21 protein-coding genes and 1 riboswitch are annotated in these 22447 nt (G+C 69.0%); of the genes, 10 read left to right on the forward strand and 11 right to left on the reverse strand.

Annotated elements, in window-relative coordinates:
- Positions 1-15: 15 nt before the first annotated feature.
- Positions 16-606 (reverse strand): rhodanese-like domain-containing protein, encoded by a 591-nt coding sequence (locus F8178_RS15165; protein ID WP_317495448.1) that lies wholly within the window; start codon positions 604-606, stop codon positions 16-18.
- A 100-nt stretch (positions 607-706) separates the two neighbouring features.
- Positions 707-976, reverse strand: a complete 270-nt coding sequence (locus tag F8178_RS15170) for a metal-sensitive transcriptional regulator (protein WP_317495449.1) — start codon at positions 974-976, stop codon at positions 707-709.
- 132 nt (positions 977-1108) lie between these two features.
- Between F8178_RS15170 and F8178_RS15175 the strand changes: the two genes are divergently transcribed.
- From F8178_RS15175 to F8178_RS15185, 3 genes are all read left to right on the forward strand, one after another.
- Complete coding sequence (locus F8178_RS15175) at positions 1109-1282, forward strand: hypothetical protein (RefSeq protein WP_317495450.1); 174 nt, start codon at positions 1109-1111, stop codon at positions 1280-1282.
- A 568-nt stretch (positions 1283-1850) separates the two neighbouring features.
- On the forward strand, positions 1851-2699 hold the full coding sequence (locus tag F8178_RS15180) for an alpha/beta hydrolase (protein WP_317495451.1): 849 nt from the start codon (positions 1851-1853) through the stop codon (positions 2697-2699).
- A 118-nt stretch (positions 2700-2817) separates the two neighbouring features.
- A complete protein-coding gene (locus tag F8178_RS15185; protein WP_317495452.1) occupies positions 2818-3834 on the forward strand; it encodes a peptidase in 1017 nt (338 codons plus the stop codon).
- Positions 3835-3857: 23 nt separating this feature from the next.
- Here the strand turns inward: F8178_RS15185 and F8178_RS15190 are convergent, their stop codons facing one another.
- The 8 genes from F8178_RS15190 to F8178_RS15225 form a co-directional block, all read right to left on the reverse strand.
- Positions 3858-4154 carry a hypothetical protein gene (locus F8178_RS15190; protein WP_317495453.1) on the reverse strand — a complete coding sequence of 99 codons (297 nt, stop codon included), beginning with the start codon at positions 4152-4154 and terminating at the stop codon, positions 3858-3860.
- Entirely contained in the window at positions 4135-4578 is a 444-nt protein-coding gene (locus F8178_RS15195; RefSeq protein ID WP_317495454.1) for a hypothetical protein, read from the reverse strand. Before F8178_RS15195 ends, F8178_RS15190 begins: the two co-directional genes overlap by 20 nt.
- Positions 4579-4591: 13 nt before the next feature.
- Positions 4592-5380: a TIGR03943 family putative permease subunit gene (locus F8178_RS15200; RefSeq protein ID WP_317495455.1), complete on the reverse strand. Its 789-nt coding sequence runs from the start codon at positions 5378-5380 to the stop codon at positions 4592-4594.
- Positions 5380-6402 (reverse strand): permease, encoded by a 1023-nt coding sequence (locus tag F8178_RS15205; RefSeq protein WP_317495456.1) that lies wholly within the window; start codon positions 6400-6402, stop codon positions 5380-5382. Before F8178_RS15205 ends, F8178_RS15200 begins: the two co-directional genes overlap by 1 nt.
- 93 nt (positions 6403-6495) lie before the next feature.
- Positions 6496-7212, reverse strand: a complete 717-nt coding sequence (locus F8178_RS15210; RefSeq protein WP_317495476.1) for a PGPGW domain-containing protein — start codon at positions 7210-7212, stop codon at positions 6496-6498.
- Positions 7213-7491: 279 nt separating this feature from the next.
- A complete protein-coding gene (locus tag F8178_RS15215) occupies positions 7492-8388 on the reverse strand; it encodes a bile acid:sodium symporter family protein (protein ID WP_317495457.1) in 897 nt (298 codons plus the stop codon).
- 62 nt (positions 8389-8450) lie between these two features.
- A complete protein-coding gene (locus tag F8178_RS15220; protein ID WP_317495458.1) occupies positions 8451-9860 on the reverse strand; it encodes a sodium:solute symporter family protein in 1410 nt (469 codons plus the stop codon).
- A gap of 82 nt (positions 9861-9942) precedes the next feature.
- On the reverse strand, positions 9943-11508 hold the full coding sequence (locus F8178_RS15225; protein ID WP_317495459.1) for a PucR family transcriptional regulator ligand-binding domain-containing protein: 1566 nt from the start codon (positions 11506-11508) through the stop codon (positions 9943-9945).
- A 326-nt stretch (positions 11509-11834) separates the two neighbouring features.
- On the opposite strand from F8178_RS15225, the gene pucL reads away from it, so the two are divergent.
- From pucL to F8178_RS15255, 6 genes are all read left to right on the forward strand, one after another.
- Complete coding sequence (pucL, locus tag F8178_RS15230) at positions 11835-12716, forward strand: factor-independent urate hydroxylase (protein WP_317495460.1); 882 nt, start codon at positions 11835-11837, stop codon at positions 12714-12716.
- A 5-nt stretch (positions 12717-12721) separates the two neighbouring features.
- Positions 12722-13603: an FAD binding domain-containing protein gene (locus F8178_RS15235; RefSeq protein ID WP_317495461.1), complete on the forward strand. Its 882-nt coding sequence runs from the start codon at positions 12722-12724 to the stop codon at positions 13601-13603.
- Positions 13594-14073 (forward strand): 2Fe-2S iron-sulfur cluster-binding protein, encoded by a 480-nt coding sequence (locus tag F8178_RS15240; protein WP_317495462.1) that lies wholly within the window; start codon positions 13594-13596, stop codon positions 14071-14073. Before F8178_RS15235 ends, F8178_RS15240 begins: the two co-directional genes overlap by 10 nt.
- Complete coding sequence (locus F8178_RS15245) at positions 14070-15470, forward strand: 8-oxoguanine deaminase (protein WP_317495463.1); 1401 nt, start codon at positions 14070-14072, stop codon at positions 15468-15470. Before F8178_RS15240 ends, F8178_RS15245 begins: the two co-directional genes overlap by 4 nt.
- Positions 15467-17770 carry a xanthine dehydrogenase subunit D gene (gene pucD / locus F8178_RS15250; protein ID WP_317495464.1) on the forward strand — a complete coding sequence of 768 codons (2304 nt, stop codon included), beginning with the start codon at positions 15467-15469 and terminating at the stop codon, positions 17768-17770. The genes F8178_RS15245 and pucD overlap by 4 nt, the downstream gene beginning before the upstream one ends.
- A gap of 368 nt (positions 17771-18138) precedes the next feature.
- Entirely contained in the window at positions 18139-19269 is a 1131-nt protein-coding gene (locus F8178_RS15255; RefSeq protein WP_317495465.1) for a hypothetical protein, read from the forward strand.
- An 18-nt stretch (positions 19270-19287) separates the two neighbouring features.
- On the opposite strand, the gene mgtE is transcribed toward F8178_RS15255, so the two are convergent.
- Positions 19288-20751, reverse strand: a complete 1464-nt coding sequence (gene mgtE, locus F8178_RS15260; protein ID WP_317495466.1) for a magnesium transporter — start codon at positions 20749-20751, stop codon at positions 19288-19290.
- A gap of 159 nt (positions 20752-20910) precedes the next feature.
- Positions 20911-21081: riboswitch (M-box (ykoK) riboswitch) on the reverse strand.
- Between the two features lie 252 nt (positions 21082-21333).
- Here mgtE and F8178_RS15265 point away from each other — a divergent pair.
- Complete coding sequence (locus tag F8178_RS15265) at positions 21334-22440, forward strand: hypothetical protein (protein ID WP_317495467.1); 1107 nt, start codon at positions 21334-21336, stop codon at positions 22438-22440.
- Positions 22441-22447: the final 7 nt, after the last annotated feature.

The raw sequence follows: 22447 nt of genomic DNA on the forward strand, positions 1-22447 counted from the left end.
CCGCGGCCTTCCCGATCACGACCGACCGGGTACCCGGTCCGTCATCGCACGTAGTAGTGCGGACGGGTCACATGAGCCACCGCGATTGTGCGGCAGCATCGCCAATACCTTGGCCATCCCGCAGGTATCGGTCACCGCGGAGAACACAAACCCGGCACCGACCGCAGCGGCCAGCCATACCGCCGGTGCGAACACCAGGCTCGCGAGCACCGATAACAGCACGATCGATCCGGCGCTCAGCCGGACCTGACGTTCCATCGACCACACGCCCGAGCCGGTGTTCACCGGTCCGCCTGATCGGGCCCAGTCGTTGATGCCGCCGTCCAGCACGCGCAACTCGTCGAAGCCCGCATCCTGTACCGCCTTCTGTGCCTGGTCCGCCCGCGCTCCGGATGCGCAGACCAGCACCACCGGGTCGTCATGGTGCGTTCGAAGCTCATCGCTGTGCTCGCGGAGCAGCTCAAGCGGGATGTTGTACGACCCGGGAATGTGGACGGCGGCGAACTCACCCGGTGTGCGGACGTCGATGAACCGTGCTCCCGGATTACTCGATGCGAGCTCTAGCGCCTCGGCGACGCTCATGGGTTGGCAATTGGGCGTGCTCATACACTGAGCTCCTCTCGTTTAACACCCCGGGGGGTATATAGAATCGACACGTATCCGCGGTACGGACAGGCGTTCGCTCGAACGGGGTGAGGAGCGGGCGTCAGGCCAACGCGAGGAAGAGCTTCTCCAGCTCGTCCTGGGTCATGGGTGGATCATCGCCTTGCTCCACGGCTTCCCCGCAATACCTCATGCCCGTAGCAATGATCTTGAAACCGGCCCGGTCCAGAGCGCGGGACACTGCAGCGAGCTGCGTGAGAACCTCCTTGCAGTCCTCCCCTTCCTCCATCATCGTCACGACACCCGACAGCTGCCCCTGGGCTCGCTTCAACCTGGTCAGGGCGTCGCGGAACATCTCCGGATCCATGTCCATGTCATCACCTCACGTACGTCAACATACCCCCTCCCGTATATATTCCGCCTACCGTCCGGAAACTGGCGTGTGGCGATGGGGCTTACCGTGTGAGCGTGTTGAATCCTGATCTCACTCGGCCTACCACGCCGGTTGGCCCGCAACAGCACGGTCAAGGCACTCGACGGTGCGCTCGACCTGCAATGGCACACCGGTCAGCTCCACAGGGCGGCAGCGGCGCGGGGTGACGACCGGCCGGGGTGGAAGTCCAGCAAACCCTCCTGCGGCGAACCCGGGGATCTCGCCGATGGCCGCGCCACTCGCTGATCCGGCAGGGACACGTAGGTAGTGATATCCGTAGAAACACTCATGCGATCGCCGCATCCCGCCGCCATCCTTGTGTCAAAGCTGAAGGGCGGTCTCCCGATAGGCGCCGCCAGCAGTTACCATATCGTCCGCTCGTGCCGGGCGAGCCTCCTTGACCGCTCGGCACGAGCGGGGTCCACCGCTGCCGATGCGGCACCCGAGGTGAGCGACATGACGAACCCACGCGATCTCCCGGTGTCCACCACGGACCTCGACCGCTTGATCAGGCGCGCGTTGCTGGATCTCCGAAATGCGCGCCGCGACTGGGATTGGTACCGAGCAAGCCGGGCGGAACGGCGAATGAACTCCCTGCTCGACCACCGCTCGGCCAGGACATCGGATACAGGATGCACCGCCGGGCATGCGCGCGCCAGCGCAGGCGTATAGGACCACAGTAGGTAGCTTCCTGGGTAGTTTCCCTGATGTGGCACCGATCGCCCTGCGCCATGCTCGAACCAACACGTCACTCGCGAGGATGTCCACGCCTGCGGATGCGTGGGTGCCGAGAGCCCGGCAGTGAGAGGCCGTCATGACGAACGCACAGCACAGCCGTCCCACCGTGACGTGGCACCAGGCTACGGTCGCCGGGGCTGCCACGTCCTTCGCCGAGATCGGCAGCGGGAAGCCCGTCGTGTTCCTGCATGGCTGGGGTGTCAGCAGCCACGCGTACGCGAACGCATTGCGTCAGCTGGCCGCCACCGGCCTGCACGTCTACGCCCCGTGCCTGCCCGGATTCGGCGGGACCGTCCCGTTGCGTAACGAGGATGTCAGCATCGCAGGCTATGCGCGGTGGGTCCGCCAGTTCTGCCACGCTGCCGGCGTAGCCGAGCCACCGATCGTCGTGGGCCACTCCTTCGGCGGCGCTATCGCCATCCGGCTGGCCTACGACACTCCCGACCGGGTTTCCCATCTCGTGCTCATCAACCCACTTGGCGGTTTCCGGCCAGCGAAGCGTCACGCATCGCACGAGCCGGTTCACGAGCGGTCGCTGTGGGAATGGTGCCGGCATCTGGCAGCGGAGACCTGTTCCGGTCACCGGCCTGCCACCCTCACCGCGGTGCTGCACAGCGCGCTGCCCGGGCTGCTGCGCAACCCGGTCGCGATCTACCGCACCGGACAGGTGGCCCGTGCGGTCGACCTGTCCACCGAACTCGCCGCGCTGCGCGACCTCGACGTGGACATCTCGGTGACATGGAGCGACGGCGACTCGCTCCTGCCCGAGTCGACGTTCGCGAACCTGCGGCAGGCACTCGGCAATCCACCGTCCATGAGCGTCCCCGGTCCACATGGATGGCTCATCGACGAGCCACACCTGTTCACCCAGGTTGTCCTGCAGGCGCTCCACCTCGCCCCCACGCCCCAGCGCGCCGCGGCGTGAGCCCGAAGACCCGACCAACCCGCTATGTGACAGCAATCACAGCGCGTTATGCGTCCGATTCGTAGCTCGTTGTCAAGTTGCGGTGCCCTGCTTGCCGATGCTCCTGGCGAGGTGAGTGATGAGGTCTCTGCAGCGGGTTTGTCTGACCCTGTTCTCGACTGCCACATTGGCGGTACTGTCCGCGCCGTCTTCGGCAGTACAGGCGGGCATCGATTCTGATAGTGACGTGCTCGATGTCGCCACGGACACCATGGTCGACGTTGATCACGTCACCGGTTCCTGGTCCGCTGAACGGATGCGCAGTGCGACTCCGGTGGAGCAGCTGATCTCCCGGGACGGGCACGTGATCGGGCTTGCCGACGTGCTCGACGTGGTGCCCGGCGGCGAGCCGGTCTCGGTGCCCGCCACGCCGCGCTCGACAGGCCTGCTCGGTGGAGGCGGCGCCTCGGGTGAGCCATGGACCGGCGGCGGTAAGGTGAGCTCCACCGTCGGTCGGGTGTTTTTCACCTACGATGGCGAGGACGCCTCGTGCAGCGGCAATGCGGTCACCAGTGACAACGGCAGCACCGTGCTGACAGCGGGTCACTGCGTCCGGATGGACGGCCAGTGGCACGACGAATGGGTCTTCGTGCCCGGCTACCAGGACGGGCAGGCGCCGCACGGTACCTGGCCGGCTGCGGCCCTACTGGCCACCGAGGAATGGGTCGCAGGCGAGGACCTTAACCACGACGTGGGCGCCGCCGTGGTGGGTGAGCGGGACGGCGGGCGCCTCACCGAGGTCGTCGGCGGCCAGGCCCTCGCGTTCAACCAGGATCGTCGCCAGTTCATGGACGCCTTCGGCTACCCCGCCGCCGGCACCTACGACGGTGAGCAGCTGATCCACTGCAGCGGGAGAGCCTCCAACGACCTGTTCTTCAGCTCGGCCATGGGACTCGGATGCAATATGACCGAGGGGTCCAGCGGTGGGCCGTGGTTCCTCGATTTCGATGAACAGTCAGCGAGCGGGGTGCAGAACTCGGTCAACAGCTTCGGCTACCTGTTCCTGCCCGGGGTGATGTACGGCCCCTACTTCGGCGAGTCCGCCCACCAGCTCTACCAGGAAGCCACCGCCATCACGGCGGATCCAGCCGAGTGAGATAGCTACGGCAGCGGCTGTGATCAGCAGGTAAACGACCAGGACCTACTGCCTTGAGCAGAACCCATCTCCGAGCCGGGTGAGGATCCGGTCCTCGCATGCGATCCCCCAGGCGGCAAACCAGCGCCGACATCGTCCGAGGAGAGAACACGAAGGCAACTGGAGCCCCGCTGTACAACGACGCACGTCGCCGCCTTCGCCACCTCGGCACAGGTCACGCCGGGCCTGGCCTCCGCCAGCACCGCATCCACGGCGGTGGTGGCCAGTTCGGCCAGTACCCGCACGTCGGCATCGGGCTGGTCACGTACCAGCGTGTGCATCACGGGAGCGTGGTAGCGGTGGTGCGCGCCGGGCGAACTCGAGGAACGTCGCGCCCCGGCTCAACGGGCGTGCCACCCAGCTCGAATGCGGGATCCCGCCTCGCCGGCCGGTGGCCACCAGCGGTCCCCACGACGAGGGGGCGTTCGCGGCACCCAACAATGCCCCGGCGATCACCGCCGCCACCGAGGACTCGGTGGCATCCGGGGCGCCAGCGGCGGCCACGGCCGCGTCCACGCCGTCCCGGGTATGCGATGCCGCCCGCTCGACGCAGCGGACCTCCGCGTCGGAGAGCCGCAGCCGGATCCGCTCCACGAGGTGATCCATGGCGACGACCGCGACGTCTCCGCGTCGCAGCAACGTCCACGCCTGCGGCGGGGTTGAGGCGTGCCCGGTGAGCTCGTCGAGCGACACCGGTCCGAGCATCTCGACGGTGGACCTACCGCTCGTATGGCTGTCTGGGTTCGGGCACCCCGTCCACCTGCCGCGTGTCGAGTTCCGGGGTGAAGTTGTTGTGCTCTGTGGCCGATCCGGGAACGAGGGTGCCGGTCACCCGGATCCACTCGTCCTCGTCGAACTGGCGCACCTGGGGGCCCGCCCGGCCGCCGAGCCGCACGGTGACCGGGGTGGCATCGGCGGCGCAGCAGGCGATCACCATCCGCGCCAGCTGGACCTCCCCCTCCTGGTGCACCACGAACCCGGTCAGCGCGACCGTCCGCCCGTCGAGCGAGCCGCTGTCGTCCCAGGCCGCCCGGCGCACGAAGTCGACCACCGGCAGCGCCACGACCTCCTCGTCGGGAAGCGGTTCGAACTCCGCGCTCGCGGCGCGAGAGGAGTCGCTCGACACACTGCGCTCACCGCTGCGCTGCACCGAATCCGCGCCCAGTGCGGGTGGGGCGATCAGGAACACCGCCAGCACCGGGGCGAGCAGCATCCACGAGACCGGTGTCGAGTGGGAGTGACCGCCGCCGTCGTCGCTCCCGCAGGCCGGTTCCGCGACGCCATCCGGCTGCGGAACCTCCTGGTTTCGGTCGCGGGTCGCGGCCATGTTCCTGCGGATATCCCGCCAGATCGCGATCGCGCCGAGCCCGGCGACGACCACTGCGCCCCCGATGAGCCAGGCCAGGTGGGTGGGTTTGACGTACCGAAGGTAGTCACCGGTGATCACGAGTTTGAGTATCGTCGCGCCGAGCAGTACCAGCAGCACGTTCTGTGTCTCTCGCCGCATCACCGACCACCCCCACCGAGCACCAGGAGCGCCGCGGCGAGCCCGCAGGCTACCGCGACCACGAACGCCACGGGCACGAACCGCACCGCGAAGGAACGTCCGAACGTCCCCGAGTAGAGCATGATCAGCTTCGCGTCCACCACCGGACCGACCACCAGGAACACCAGCTTCGCAGGCAGCGGCACCCCCGGCAGCGAGGCGACGACGAAGGCGTCGGCCTCGCTGCACAGCGCCAGCACCACCGCCAGCAGCGCCATGACGACCACAGCGAGCAGCAACTGCTCGCTCAACGTGCCGTACCACTCGGCGGGGATGAGCACGTTCATCGCCGCCGCGACCCCGGCCCCGAGCACCAGGAAGCCGCCCGCATCCACGAGATCACCACGGGCGGTCTCGGTGAACGTGCGCCAGCGATTGCCCGGCTGCACGCCTGCCACCCGGCGCCGCGCCCGCTCGATGATCCACTCCGTCTTGCCCCAGCGTGCCCATAGCCATCCCAGCACCATCGCGGTGGCCAGCGAGCCGAGGAAACGGGCGAGCACCATGCCCGGCTCGCCGGGGAACGCGACGGCGGTGGCCACCAGCACCACCGGGTTCACCGCGGGCGCGGCGTTCATGAAGGTCAGCGCGACAGAGGCGGGCACCCCCTGCCCGATCAGCCTGCGCGCCACGGGTACCGAGGCGCACTCGCAGGTCGGCAGGCCGACTCCGGCGAGGCCCGCGACTCCGACCGCGCGGTTCTCGCCGCTCGGCAGCACCCGCCGCAGCACGTGTGCGGGCAGGAAAGCGGTGATCGCCCCGCTGAGCAGCACCCCGAGAACCAGGAACGGCAGCGCCTGGATGCAGATGGCCACGAACACCGTCGCCGCGGTACGCAGTGCAGGCACGTCCAGCACCTGCTGCACCGCGGATTGGCCCAGCATGACCAGCACGAGCAGCACACACAACACGTCGGTGGAGGTGACGCGCGTGCGGCGACGCGCGCGAGGGGGGCCGTCGTCAGTGTCGGGCGTGACGGTCACGGTCACAAATCATGCCAGCGACCGGTGAGGTGCCGGTGAACGGCACCGGCTACGGCGGGTCGCGGCGGCGGTGACAACGCCCAAGCATCGCGGTCAGCCGCTGCGCTGGCCGACCCTGTTCGTGCCGTTGTGCTTGCCACGTCGTGCGCGTCGCCACTGCTGGAAGCGCTGGAACCATTCCTGGAACTTCTTGCGGCACCAGTGATGCGCGTCCTTGGCCCAGTCGTACTCGCTGGCCAGCAACGCGAGCCCGGCGAGCACGGTCAGCGTGCCGGGTCCCGGCACGAACGGCGAGGCGAAAATCACACCGATGAGGATGAGCAGCACGCCTGCCAAGGTCATGACCGCGCGCTTGCCGTGCCCGGCGAGCGACCGGCGCTCACGTGGGATGACCAGCGACTCGGGCTGCTCGAAACCGTGGAGCCCTTCCTCGGGAGCGGGCCGGGCATCCTTGACCCGGTCGGAGAGCTCGGCGAGGAACGTGCTCACCGCCCGCGCTTTCGTGTGCGAGGGCACCGGGAGCTGAACCTTGGTCCATCCCACATCGGTAGCCACCGCGAGCACCGGACCACCGCGCTGCCCGCGCTTGATCCCCCAGGCACTCACGTCTTCCCAGGACACGGACAGCTGCTCCTCCCTGCCGTGAATCCAGCAGAAGGCCAGCCGTTCCCGCGTGATGTAGGCGAAGCCGTGCTTGCCGTCCGGCATACGCCGTGCGCGTACCCAGCACACCACCTCGTCGCCATCGGGCAGACACGAGCGAACATGACCGTGGATGTGCTGCTCTCGGAGCTGGGCGACCCGGTGCATGAACCTCACAGTCCCCAGTAAAACACCCGCCACCGATAGCCCGACTCCCCACTACCCCTGCGCATGGTAGTTGATCAGCGCGCACGCTTACGGCCAGGCTCGCCGAGCACGGACCGGTCCCGCTCCACGCCGTCGCGGAAGGCTCCGACGCGATCCGGGGACCACCCCGAGTCGGCCGGCCCGTCACCACCCGTTCAACAGGCTCCTGGTGGGCAGGCGGACCGGGTCGGTTGACGTCGCTGACCGCGGCCCCGGTCCTGCCTGCCCTCGACAGGACCTTCATCCGGAGCGCGGCGCGGTAGACCGCACCACCCGGGCCTGTCGCCTGCGCCCGTAGAACACCACCGCCACCGCGGTGACGTACATCAGCAGCCCGTACACGGCCGACGGCACCGCCATCTCCTCCGAGCCGATGACGTTGACGGCGATCAGGATGCCGAGCGTCGCGTTCTTGATACCCAGCTCGATCCCGCAGGCCAGCCGGCTGCCGAAAGGCAGCCCGACCAGCCACAGCATGGCCATGCCGACCCCGATCCCGACGATGTTGAGCAGCACGGTAGCCGGTCCCGCGTCGGCGAGCATGGTGACCACCTCCCCGCCGAGCGAGACCGCGATCGCCACGATCAACGCGGCGAGCACCAACCCACCGAACAGCGAGACCGCCCGCTCGAGCGCGACAGCGCGTTGTGGCCAGCGCGCCCGGATCGCCATCCCGATCAGCACCGGCAGCAGCACGATCGCGAGCAGCAGGCCGATCGTGCGCAGCACCGGCACCTCCACCGGCACGTCCGAGGCGGTTGGCTGCCACCGCAACGCGAGATTGGCCGCGACCGGCAACGTGATGATCGTGACGAGGCTGGCGATCACCGTCAGCACGATCGACAGCGCCACGTTCGACCGCGCCAGGTAGGCCACCAGGTTCGAGGTGGTGCCTCCGGGGCAGGCCGCGATGATCACCAGACCCACGGCGATCGCGGGCGGCAGCGACAGCGCGGCGGCGACGGCGAACCCGAGCGCGGGCATCACCACGATCTGGCCGAGGGAACCCACGAGCGCACCGCGCGGGTCCTTGCCCTCGCGGGCGAAGTCACGGGGCGTCAGCGTCAGCCCGATGCCGATCATGATGACGAACAGCGCGATCGGCAGGCCGAGCTCGACGAGCGGGTTCTGATCCACGGGACGCACCCTAACCCATCAGGGTGAGCGCACGCGCCCGTCGAATCCGCGCAGCCCGCCCGCTACACGTCGAACACCCGTAGCTGTTCCGCGCTCGGTTTCCTGGTGACCAGGCTCAACCCGATCATCACAATCAGGCCAGCGGCGAGCGCCGGAACCATCGGCGGCAGGCCGAACGGCTCGCCGAGCACGTACCACAGCAGGGCCGTACCGCCGCCGACCACGATGGTGGCCACCCCAGCGGCCGGGGTCGCGCCACGCCACAGGAAACCGGCGTACAGCGGGATCAGCAGGCCGGCGCTGTAGATGGTGTAGGCGAACACGATCGCGGTGACGATGTCCGGCATGAGCACCGCCAGGGTGAAGCTGAGCAGCGCAAAGGCGACCACGGCCGCCTGGCCGACCCGCCGCAGCTCCACCGTGCCCGCCTGCCGGGGCACCAACTGCCGGTACAGGTCACGCGCCACGTTGACGCTGGCGGACAGCAGCATCGAGTTGGTCGTGGTCACGATCGCGGCGATCACCGTGGCCAGCAGGATCCCGCCGAGCAGCGGGTGCAACAGCTCGGTGACCACCTGGGCGAACACGTCATCCGGCACCACGTCCGGGCCGAGCACGGCCCGCCCGCCGTAGCCGAGCAGCGCCACCATGCCGTAGCCGAACAGCGCCGCCGGGATCAGCAGCGCCATCGCTCGGAACGCCACCGTGTCGTCGCGCGCCGAGAAGATGCGGGAGAAGATCAGCGACTGCGACACGGCCGTGGTACCGAGCGCGGCCAGCGCAAGATTGAACGCGCCGAGCCCACCGGCCACCGAGAAGGGCTCGAAGTACCCGTCCGGCAGCGCCGCGAACACCGGGCCAGGGCCACCCTGGCTGCCGAACAGCGCGATCACCCCGGCGAGCAGCCCGATGAAGATCACCAGCGCCTGTAGGCTGTCGGTGACCGCCACACCCTTCATCCCGCCGAACAGCGAGATCACCGCGAAGGAGACGATGCCGATCACCATCGCTGCGAGCCGGTCTATATCGGTGAAGGTGGTCAGGATGCCCGCGATGGCGATGATCTGCACCGTCACGATCGCGATGTCACCAAGGATGATCAGCGCGGCGCTGACGTACCGGGCAGGCGGGCCGTACCGGATCGCCAGCAGGTCGGGAACGGTGAACTGTGCCAGCCGCCTGCACCGACGTGCCATCACCACGGTGGCCAGCGCGACACCCGCGATCGCGCCGATCGCGCTGAACCACCAGTCGACCCCCATCTCGTAGAAGCTGCCGGTCCAGCCGACCACGGTCGCACCGCCGATGTAGCTGGCGGCGAGGCTGCCGATCAGCACGGGCAGCCCGAGTCGCCGCCCGGCCAGCGCGAAATCCTCCACACCACGCACCTGCCGGACGAAGTACACCCCGACCGCCAGGATCACCACGAGATAAGCGAGCACGAGCACGCTGAACAACGCCCCCACCCCCATCACCGGAACGGTTACCTCCGCAGGCGCACCGGCAGGCAACGTAGACCCGCGGCCCGCTGTGTCGCAACCGGACGATGGTCGGTCAGGTCAGTGAGAACGCCAGGTAGAAGTCGACCCTGTCGTCGATACGGCCGAGGTCCCTGCCGGTGAGCTGCTCGATCCGCTGGATCCGGTACCGCAGCGTGTTCACGTGCAGATGCAACTCCCTGGCACACTTGGTCCAGCTTCCCGAGCTGTCCAGGAACGCCCGCAGCGTCGGTACCAGGGACCCACCGTGCGCCTCGTCGTAGGCCAGTACCGGGCCGAGTACCCGCTCCCGGAACGACTGCCGCACATCATCGGGCACGGCGGCGAGCAGCATCATATGGGAGGCGAGATCCTCGTGACCGGTCAGCACCGCCTGACCCGCACGGAGCTCGGACAGCCTGCATGCGTGCCGCGCCTCGTCGATCGCGCCCCGCAACCCCGACTCTCCGGCCACGACCCCGCTGGTGCCCAGCAGTAACCGCTCGGTTCCCAGCCCGCACGCGAGCCCGCTCGCCTCCTGCCGAAGCCGGGACACCAGCGCGGCGGGGTGGTCACCCCGCTGCTGCCTGTCCTCGTCCGGGACACCCTCGGCCGCCACCGGAACGAGCGCGACGGCCTCGCCCGCGTAGACCGCGGCCTCCCGCTGGAGCAGCTCCTCCAGCATGCCCCTGGCCAGCTCGTCGCTGCCGGAGCGCTCGCCGCCGCGTAACCGAGCCACCACCACCATCAGCGAGGCGTCGACCGGCAGGCCCGCCACTTCGAGACGTGGCCGCAGCCCCGCCGGGTCGGCACCCGAGCACACCCGCTGCACGATCTCCTCGACAAGCGGCCTGCGCTCCTGCCGCGCGCGCAGCATGCGCCGCCAGCCCGTCGCGACCAGCGCAGCCAGCTCCGCCGCCATGTGGTAGCGATCGCCGCCCCATCGCGCGCAGTCCTCGGCGAAGACCAGGAAGCAGCCGAGCACCCGGGAGGCGAACGCGCTGCCCGTGCCGTACACGGTGTGACCGTCAACCGCGGCGGGCAGGTGCCTCCCGCTGAGGTACGTCCGTGCCAGCTCCTCGCGGTGCCGCTCGTCGAGGTCCAACCCCGCGCGCGCGACCACCCGCCCGGTCGGGCCGAGCACCGCGCATCCCAACTCGAGCCTGCTGTGCACCAACCGCAGGACCTCGGCCAGCCAGTCGGCGGCCTCGGCATCGGGGTCGGCGAGGTCGCGGTGCTGGCCGAGCAGCGTGGCGACCTCGTCGGCCCGCTGCGGCCCGAGGACCCGCGACACGCGGGTGATCAGCGTGCCGAAGGCGATGTCGGCGGGCACCCGCAGCAGCGGGAGGTCCGCGGCTTCGCAGGCATCGACCAGATCGTCGGGAACGGGGTGGAACTGGTCGCCTGCGGCCAGTGCCGCCACCCCCGACTCGCACAGCGCGGCCACGAAGCTCCGGGAATCCTCCGGAGCGCGCCGCCAGACCATCCCGGTGAGCACCAGCTCACCACCGGTCAGGTACCGGCTGGGATCCGGCAGGTCGGTCGACATCACCGAGCGGAACTCCCGTTCGAGCGCTTCCTCGGTGCCGACCAGCCGCTCCAACCGCAGCTCGGTGTCGGCGAGCAGTTCACGCAGCTTCACGTCTCTCCTTCGGTTCGCCCCGCGAGCCTCCGCCCGGTCCGAGTACCACGTATCCGGCGGATTCGGAGGATCCTCCAAGAAGTCCCGCCCCGGCCACCCCGTTGTTCGTGTTCTGTGCTCCTGGTCACATCGGCGGCGTCCGGTGTTCACTGAAGGTAACGCGGCAACAGGTTTCGGAGGTCGACAGTGCACACCGGGACGAGCACCACAACCACCCCCGCGCCGGGCGCAGGCGAGGGCACCAGCCACGCGCGCGAGCATACTCAGCATGCACACCGACGTACGGGCACGGCAACCGGCGCGTTCACCGCGAGGGGGTGCCCGGCATGACCGGAACGAGCGTCAGGCTGGGCGCCAACCGCTACGGCAAGGCGGAGACACGGGTCGTGGCGTTGCGGCGCGACTCCGACCGGCACGAGATCACCGATGTCAACGTCAGCATCGCGCTCTCGGGTGAGCTCGCCGCCACGCACCTGACCGGCGACAACGCAGCCGTGCTTCCCACCGACACGCAGAAGAACACCGTGTACGCCTTCGCCAAGAAGTACGGCATCGACCAGCCGGAGACCTTCGCACTGCTGCTGGCGGAGCGCTTCGTGGCAGGCCAGCCGACGATCACCCACGCACGGGTGGCCATCGAGAGCTACGGCTGGCAGCGGGTGGGTGCCACCGGGCACTCCTTCGCCCGCACCGGCCCCGAAGTGCGCACCTGCGTGGTGCACCACGACGCGGAAGCCACCCACGTCGTCTCCGGAGTGAGCGACCTGGTGCTGCTCAACTCCACCGACTCGGAGTTCTGGGGCTACCTCGTCGACGAGTACACCACGCTGGCCGAGACCACCGACCGGATCCTGGCCACCGCGGTCACGGCGAGCTGGCGGCACGCCGATCTCCCCGCCGACCCCGCAGGCTGGGAGAAGTCCTACACCACTGCCAAGCAGGACCTGATCGACGCCTTCGCCGAGACCTACAGCTACTCGCTGCAGCAGACGCTGTACGCGATGGGGCAGCGAGTGCTGGACAACCAGCCCGGCGTGTGCGAGGCGCGGCTGTCGCTGCCGAACAAGCACCACTTCCCCGTCGATCTGACCCCGTTCGGCCTGGACAACGACGGCGAGGTCTTCTTCGCCGCCGACCGCCCGTACGGCCTGATCGAAGGCACCGTGATCCGAGACGACGCACCTGCGGCAGGGCAGGCTTGGGAGTGACCACCATGGACTTCATCCGACCGTCGACCTGGCAGGAGGCGCTGGAAGCCCGCTCGGCCGTACCGGGCGCGGTGGCCATCGCGGGCGGCACCGACGTCATGGTCGAACTGAACTTCGACCACCACCGGCCACCGGCGCTCATCGACCTCACTGGCATAGCGGAGCTCGGCCGGTGGCGTATCGACAGGGCAGGCGACGGCAACGGAAGCGGCGGCGATACCGTGCGGCTCGGCGCCACCGTCAGCTACACCACGGTCATCGACGAGCTCGCCGAGCAGCTGCCCGGGCTGGCGTTGGCGGCTCGCACCGTAGGCTCGCCGCAGATCCGCAACCGCGGAACCGTCGCGGGCAACCTGGGGGCGGGCTCGCCTGCGGGCGACAGCCACCCCCCGCTGCTGGCCTCGGGCGCCACCGTGGAGGTCGAGTCGGTTCGCGGAGCGCGCTCGGTTCCCATCGACGACTTCTACACCGGGGTCAAGCGCACCGCACTCGCCGACGACGAGCTGATCAGGGAGATCATCGTCCCCGCGGCGCGCGGCCCCCAGCAGTTCTCCAAGATCGGCACGCGCAACGCCATGGTGATCGCGGTGTGCTCGTTCGCGGTCGCACTCGATCCGCGCGAGCGCACCGTGACCACCGGGCTCGGCTCGGCGGCTCCGACGCCGCGGCACGCCAGCGACGCCGAGAGTTACGCAGCCGAACAGCTGCCGTGGCACGACCGCGACCCGCTCGCCGATGCGGTGGCGCGCCGCTTCGGCGAGCTCGTCGCCGCGGCGGCCTCGCCGATCGACGACGTCCGAGGGCAAGCCGACTACCGCAGCCACGCACTGTCCGTAATGGCCCGCCGCACACTCGGTTGGGCATGGGAGGAGTACCGATGCGCCTGAACCTGACCATCAATGGTGCCCGGCACACCGCAGACGACGTCTGGCCGGGAGAGAGCCTGCTCTACGTGCTGCGTGAACGGCTCGGGTTGGCCGGCTCGAAGAACGCGTGCGAGCAGGGCGAGTGCGGCTCCTGCACGGTCTATTTCGACGGCACACCCGCCTGCTCCTGCCTGATCGCGGCAGGCCAGGCCGACGGGCACGACGTCGTCACCGTCGAGGGCATCGCCGAGGGCGAGGACGCGCTGCACCCCGTACAGCAAGCGTTCGTGGACGCGGGTGCGGTGCAGTGCGGCTTCTGCACCCCTGGGCTCATCGTCGCGGCGCACAACCTGGTGGAGCGGCACGACGATCCCAGCGACGAGGAAATCCGCGAGGAGCTCGCGGGCAACTTGTGCCGCTGCACCGGCTACGAGAAGATCATCGACGCGGTGCACCTGGCGGCCGAGCGCAAGCAGGAGGCCGGTTCGTGATCATCATCGAGAACTGCGCCATCGCCACGGTCGATACCGCGGGCACCGAGTACGCCAGCGGCCACGTCGTCGTCGACGGTAACCGCATCGTCGCGGTCGGCGCCGGACCGGCCCCGGTCCCGGCTGGCGAGGGCGCCCGCCGGGTGCGCCACGTCGACGGCACCGGGTGTCTGGCCACGCCTGGCCTGGTCAACACCCACCACCACCTCTATCAGTGGATCACCAGGGGGCTGGCCACCGACGCCACGCTGTTCGAGTGGCTCACCGAGCTGTACCCGGTGTGGGCGCGTATCGACGCGGCCGACGTGCATGCCGCGGCCAGGGCCGGGTTGGGGTGGTTGGCGCTGAGCGGCTGCACCACCAGCACCGACCACCACTACGTGTTCCCCGACGGCGCGGGCGATGTGCTGGCCGCCGAGATCGAAGCGGCCAGGAGCATCGGGCTGCGATTCCACCCCACAAGAGGGTCGATGGACCGGGGTCGTTCCGACGGCGGCCTGCCCCCTGACGAGGTGGTGGAGGACATCGACACGATCCTGGCGGCGACCGAGGCGGCGATCGACACCTACCACGATCCGTCGCCGGAGGCGATGCTACGCATCGGCATCGCCCCGTGCTCGCCGTTCTCGGTGTCGGACAGGCTGCTCGCCGAGGCGCGCCAGCTGGCCACACGGCGCGGCGTCATGCTGCACACGCACCTGGCCGAAACCACTGACGAGGAGGAGTTCTGCCAGGCCACCCACGGCTGCACGCCGGTGGAGTACCTCGACTCACTCGGCTGGCTGGGTGAGGACGTGTGGCTCGCCCACTGCGTGCACCTGTCGGATGGGGCCGTCAAGCGGCTCGGCGCCACCGGCACCGGTGTCGCCCACTGCCCCAGCTCCAACGCACGCCTCGGCGCTGGGTTGGCACCCGCCGCCGACCTGCTGGAGGCGGGAGTGCCGGTGGGCCTCGGCGTGGACGGCGCCGCCTCGCAGGAATCGGGCCTGCTCGCCGAGGAGCTGCGGCAGGCGCTGTACGTGGCGCGGTTGCGCGGGGGACCGACCGCGCTGCGCGCGCGCCAGGCACTGGCGATGGGCACCATCGGCGGGGCTCGCTGTATCGGCAGGCAGGCCGAGCTGGGCTCGCTGGAAGCGGGCAAGCTCGCCGACATCGCGCTGTGGCGGCTCGACGGGCTCGGCCACGCCGACATCACCGACCCGGTCGCCGCGCTTGTTCTCGGGCCGCCCGCACCGCTGGAACTACTCACCGTCAACGGCGGGGTCGTCGTCTCCGGCGGCGAGCTACGCACGGCAAGCCACACCGAGCTCGCCGCATCAGCCCGCGCCGCGCACCGCGGGCTGATGGCACGCGACCCCGAGCACCCCGAGCACACTCACCAAGGGAGGACGTCATGACCGTCGGTGTCCCGGAGAACCTGGCCTCGGCCACCCGAGGGGGCGTCGGGCAAAGCCCGAACCGCCCGGACGGCACCCGGAAGGTCACCGGGCAGTTCGCGTACTCCTCCGATCTGTGGCACGACGAGATGCTGTGGGGCGTGACGCTGCGCAGTCCCCACCCGCACGCGCGGATCCGCTCCATCGACATCAGCGCGGCCCTGGCGACCAGCGGGGTGTACGCGGTGCTGACCCACGCCGACGTCCCCGGCGAGAAGTACTACGGGTTGGAGGAGAACGACCAGCCGGTGCTGGCCGTGGACACGGTGCGGTTCCAGGGTGAGCCGGTGGCGCTGGTGGCCGCCGAGCACCCGGAGACCGCGCGCCGGGCGATGGACAAGATCGTGGTGGACTACGAGGTCCTCGAGCCGCTGACCGACTCGCGGGCGGCGGCGTTCGACCCCGACGTCCCACGGCTGCACGAGCACGGCAACGTGGTGCGCCACCAACCGGTCCGGGTCGGCGACGTGGCGGCCGCCAGGAACCGCGCCGACGTCGTGGTGCGCGGCGAGTACGAGATCGGCATGCAGGACCAGGCCTTCCTCGGCCCGGAGTCCGGGCTGGCGGTGCCTGCCGAGGACGGCGGGGTCGACCTGTACGTGGCCACCCAGTGGATGCACACCGACCTGCGACAGGTCGCACCGTGTCTCGGCCTGCCAGAGGAGAAAGTGCGGATGACGCTGTCCGGGGTCGGCGGCGCGTTCGGAGCCCGCGAAGACCTGTCGATGCAGGTGCACGCCGCGATGCTGGCGATGCACACTGGCAGGCCGATCAAGATCGTGTACAACCGCGAGGAATCCTTCTACGGTCACGTGCACCGCCACCCCGCCAGGATGCGGTACGAGCACGGCGCGACCGCCGACGGCAAGCTCGTCTACGCGACCGCCGAGATCGTGCTTGACGGCGGCGCCTACGCCTCCTCGACCACGAACGTGGTGGGTAACGCTGCCTCGCTCGGGGTGGGGCCCTACATCGTGCCGAACATCGCCGTCGACGCCTACGGGGTGTACACCAACAACCCGCCGTGCGGGGCGATGCGCGGGTTCGGCGCGGTCCAGGCCTGCTACGCGTACGAATCGCAAATGGACAAGCTGGCGCGGGAACTCGGCATGCACCCGCTCGAAGTGCGCCGGGTCAACGCGATCCACCAGGGCGCTTCGATCGCCACCGGCCAGGTGGTGGACACCCCCGCCCCGCTTGCCGAGATGTTGCAGCGGGTGCGCGAGACCCCGATGCCTGCCGAGCGGGACAGCAGCGATGTCCGCAACCTCCCCGGCGGCGCGTCGAACACCACCCACGGCGAGGGTGTCCGGCGCGGTGTGGGCTACGCCGTCGGGCTGAAGAACATCTGTTTCTCCGAAGGCTTCGACGACTACTCCACCGCGCGCGTACGTCTCGAGGTGGTCGGCGGCGAGCCTGCGGCACTGGTGCACACCGCGGCCGCCGAGGTCGGCCAGGGTCTGGTGACCCTGGAGGGCCAGATCGCCCGCACCGAACTCGGGATCGAGCGGGTCACCATCGCTCCCGCAGACACCCAGGTCGGTGACGCCGGGTCGTCCTCGGCCTCGCGCCAGTCCTACATGACCGGCGGCGCGGTCAAGGCGGCCTGCGAGGCGATCAGGGAACGACTGTTCGCACGCGCGGCGCAACGGTTCGACGTCGACGCGAGCGAGCTCAGCCTCGCGGGCGGCAAGGTGGTCGCCGAGCGCGCGGGCGTGCTTGCCGCCGTAGCCGATCTGCTCGGTGACGAGGCGATCGAGGAGACCCGCGAGTTCCACCATCGCCCGACCACGAGCATGGACCCGGAGACCGGCCAGGGCAACACCCACACCCAGCTCGCGCTGTGCGTACACCGTGCCGTGGTCGACGTCGACGTGGATCTCGGGTTACTCAAGGTGGTCGAGCTGGCCGCCGTGCAGGATGTGGGGAAGATCCTCAACCGGGTCTCGCTCGAAGGCCAGATCCAGGGCGCCACCGCCCAGGGCCTCGGGCTCGCGGTGATGGAGGAGATCCAGCTCGCTGGCGGCATGGTGCGCAACGCCTCGTTCACCGACTACCTCATCCCGACGATCCTGGACATGCCGCCGATGCGTCTGGACATCCTGGAGTACGCGGATCCGAACGCGCCGTACGGACTACGCGGCGCGGGCGAGCCAGCCACGCTCTCCTCGACCCCGGCGATCGCCGCGGCGATCAGGGACGCCACCGGGCTGGACATCGACCGCGTCCCGGTACGCCCGCACGACATCGTGACTGGCTGACACGGTTCCGGGCAGCTCACCCGTCCCCGGTCGCACCCCCGTGGCGCGACCGGGGACAATTGTTCTCGGCACTATTATCAATAAACTACAATTGATTTTTCTCGGCGATTCGATACCCTACTAGTCAGTAGATTACGCGATGGAGCGAACACGTCTCGCGTCTCGCGGGCCTCACTGACGACCAGGTGCTGCTGGGGCCTTCGGGCGCACGATGCCGATCGCGTAGCGACCGCACCGGCGCCGGGGAGCGCGATTGATGAATGCTCGCAGAGATTATCACCAACTGATAATCGAACGAGCCGCGTGCTCGCGACATTCCCCGGATTTTCATCACCGAAGTGAGCACTCGTGACAGAAAGGAGACCGGCGTGTCCCGCAGATCACGAATTTTCATGAGCCTGGTCGCCTGCTCGGCTCTCGCCGCGGCAACCGTCGCCGCCCCCGCCACCGCAGGCGCGGCGACCGGCAGCGACGACACCGGCGGTGCCGAACCCCCCGCGGAGCTCGTCGACGAGTTCGGCGTGGACGCGCTCAGCGAGCCCCAGATCACCGAGCAGCGGAGCCTGTTCGGCGGCGCGCGGGAGTCCACAATCCGTATCGGGCCGGTCATCGCCGAAGCGCACGAGCACGACGATGACGATCACGACGGTGGGCACGAAGCCGGCTCGGGCCACGGTACGCACGGTGACGGCCCACGCGGGCCCGAGGAGAAGGCGCACGGCACCCACACCACGATCGCCGCACCGGTGCCGATGCCGTGCTGGCTGCTGTCCTGCTACATCACCTCTGTGGAGCCGGATCTGACCTACAAAGACGGCAGCCGCGCCAACTACGACACCGACATCATGCTCCACCACGCCGTGCTCTTCGACCGCTCCCGCGAGGACATCACCTGCGCCGACGAAACCCTCGGCCTCGCGGGACAGCGCATCTTCGCCGCAGGAAACGAACGCACCGGCGGCCAGATCCCGGAAGGTTACGGCCTCCCGATCGGCCCTGTTCCGCTACTGTGGAGTGTGGTCGAGCTCGAGAACTTCGCGCCGGAGGCGCAGGCGGTGTTCTTCGACATGACTGTCGAGGCGACCCCCTCACTACTCGACTCCGGCGTCACGGAGGTGACGCCGGTGTGGTGGGACGTGGCCAACTGCACCTTCGACTCCCACCACCACGTCCCAGAAGGCGAATCCACCACCACCTGGCAATGGGAATCCACCCTCACCGGCACCCTCCACGCCGCAGGCGGACACCTCCACGACGGCGGCGACACCCTCACCCTGCACAACCGCACCACCGGCGACGAACTCTGCGCCTCCCACGCCGACTACGGCAACGACCCCGCCTACCTCGGCCACATCGACACCATGACCACCTGCACCGACGGCAACCTCGGCACCATCACCCAAGGAGACACCCTCGAACTCGTCAGCGACTACCACAGCCACTACCCCCAACACAACGCCATGTCCATCATGATCGGATTCGTCGAAGAAACCGACTGACACCGGCTCGCCGGGGCACTAAGCCACACCGAGCAGTGCCCCGGCGAGTACGAAGTAGACGGCGAGCCCGGTGAAGTCCTTGATCGTGGTGATGAAGGGATCGGCTCCGGGAGCGTGGTCGAGTCCGAGCTTGTACATCGCCCACGGCAGACCGAAACCGAGAAAGGTCGCCAGGATCACCGAGACGAACAGCGCGAGCCCGACGGCCAGCCCGAGCAGCGGTTCACCGTTCGGTGCTCCCTGCCACAGGTATGCCACGGCGCCACCGAGCACGCCGATGATCACCGCCATGACCGCACCCACGGTGACTTCTCGCAGCAGCTGCCTGCTGAACGACGCCGGGGTGATGTGGCCGAGCGCTAGCCCTCTCGCGAAGATCGTGGTGGACTGCGTCCCGACATTGCCCCCCATGTCCATGATCAGCGGAACGAACACCGCGGTGGCCACGACCGCGGTGAGCACGTCCTCGAACCGCTCGATGAGTCCCCCCACCAGCAACCCACCGACCAGGGTGATCATGAGGAACGTCATGCGGACCCGCACCGGGTAACCGATACCGCCCGAGGTGAGGCGCTCGCTGCGCAGCAGTTCGGTGGTGTGGGCGGGATCGGTGAGGCCCGCCTTGCGGTACATCGTCTCCGAGGCGTCGTCGGTGAGCGCGTCGAGCGCGTCGTCGAAGGTCACCGACCCCACGAGGCGCCCCTCGGTGTCGAGCACCGGCAGCGCGCCCAGATCCCGGCGCTGCAGCAGGCGTGCCGCGGTGGCCGCGTCATCGGTAGTGCTCACCGCCACGTCCCGCAGCCTGGCCAGGTCACCGACCCTCGCCTGGGAGTCGGCCTTGACCAGCTCGGTGACGGTGACCAGGCCGCGGTAGCCGCGCCCGCTGTCGGTGACGTAGACCGTGGTGGCATCTTCCGAGCCGAGGCGGCTGTGCCGCACCGCGTCCAGCGCCTGGGCCACGGTCTCGTGCGGCCGGACCGAGATGTACCGGGGATTGGCCAACCTGCCCGCGCTACCAGCCGGGTAGGCGAGGATCACCGCCACGCGGTCGGCATCCGGTTCGGACATCGCGGCGAGCAGGCGCTTGGCCACGGCGGCGGGTGTTTCGTCGAGCAACCGCGCCTGGTCGTCGGGCTCCAGCGAGGCAAGCACGTCGACGGCTTCCGAACCGGTCATCGCTTGCAGCAGATCGAGCTGTTCCTCGTCGGTAAGCAGCTCGAACACCTCGATGGCGATGTCCTTGTCCAGCAGCCGGTACGCGAGCACCCGCTCCGTCGATGGCAGATCCCGCAGCACATCGGCCGCCTCACCCGCGGTCAGTTGCGCCAGCGTTTCCTTGGCACGGTCGAAGCTCCGGCCCTGGAGGCGGTATAGCAGTACGGTGAGCATGATGAGGGTCCCCTCTTCTCGCGCGCCGCTCGGGATGAGGGCGCGGTGTCCGGCGACGATCGCGATCGAGCGATCGCGGTGCGGTGCCTCCATGCCGGCAAGACCGTCTGTCGGCCTCACCGGGTTCCGACACGTCAGGTGGCACGACCCTCACCCCCTTCCCGTCGCGAGTTCGCGGGGCCGCCATCGGCACGAAAAAAGCCTCCCCGTCAGGGGAGGCTTGCCGTTCTCGCGACGAGGCACCGGCGCACCGGTGCGTTCCCGATGTCGAGCTTTGGCACTGCACGCCTAGGACACGATACGTCCGGTCCGCATTAAGCCAAGCCTTGATTCGGCAGGGCCTGTTCAACCCGTGGGGGTCTCTCGACCTTTCTGGGCAGCGGACACATCCGCGCGCAGGAGCCTCACCTAACGGGGCATTGCGCCGCAGCAACCTTAGCGTCACCCGGCGACGGGGTCAAGCGGCACCGCCAGCGGCGGCCCGGCGCGGGCGTACACGGGCGGACACGGCGCCGCGGGTGAATGACCGGTGAGGACCTCGCCATACCTTCGGGAACCGTCGGTGACAGCTACGCGAAAGGTATTCCCGAACACGCCGAGGGCGATTGAACGCGGCTCCCACCGCGCGGTAGCTTTGCCGCCTCGACATCCCTCCGGCACGTGAAGGAGGCCGGTATGTTCACCACATCACGGCGCATCACCGCGGTGACCATGGGATCGCTTCTCGGCCTTGCCATGCTCGCCGCGCCCGCGACGGGCGCCGGTTCCGCAGGCGCGGACCGGCAACACTCCGTGCCCGATCCCGTGCCCGATACCGTCACCGACCTGGTCGACGGCCAGATCGACGGCACCGTTGGAGCCGAGATGGTCGATCGCGCGTTCACCGGCGACGGTCGCGTCGAAACGACCATCCGGATCGGACCGATCGTCGCCTCGCCCCACGAGGAAGGTGATCACGGTACGCACGGTGACGGCCCACGCGGGCCCGAGGAGAAGGCGCACGGCACCCACACCACGATCGCCGCACCGGTGCCCACGCCCTGCCTCGGCATCACATGCCAGGTGACCTCGGTGGAGCCAGACTTGACCTATGCGGACGGCAGCCGCGCCAACTACGACACCGACATCATGCTCCACCACGCCGTGCTCTTCGACCGCTCCCGCGAGGACATCACCTGCGCCGACGAAACCCTCGGCCTCGCGGGACAGCGCATCTTCGCCGCAGGAAACGAACGCACCGGCGGCCAGATCCCGGAAGGTTACGGCCTCCCGATCGGCCCTGTTCCGCTACTGTGGAGTGTGGTCGAGCTCGAGAACTTCGCGCCGGAGGCGCAGGCGGTGTTCTTCGACATGACTGTCGAGGCGACCCCCTCACTACTCGACTCCGGCCTCACGGAGGTGACGCCGGTGTGGTGGGACGTGGCCAACTGCACCTTCGACTCCCACCACCACGTCCCAGAAGGCGAATCCACCACCACCTGGCAATGGGAATCCACCCTCACCGGCACCCTCCACGCCGCAGGCGGACACCTCCACGACGGCGGCGACACCCTCACCCTGCACAACCGCACCACCGGCGACGAACTCGGCGCCTCCCACGCCGACTACGGCAACGACCCCGCCTACCTCGGCCACATCGACACCATGACCACCTGCACCGACGGCAACCTCGGCACCATCACCCAAGGAGACACCCTCGAACTCGTCAGCGACTACCACAGCCACTACCCCCAACACAACGCCATGTCCATCATGATCGGATTCGTCGAAGAAACCGACTGACACCGGC

Source organism: Haloechinothrix sp. LS1_15 (assembly GCF_033042135.1).
In the GTDB taxonomy this organism is placed as follows: domain Bacteria; phylum Actinomycetota; class Actinomycetes; order Mycobacteriales; family Pseudonocardiaceae; genus Haloechinothrix.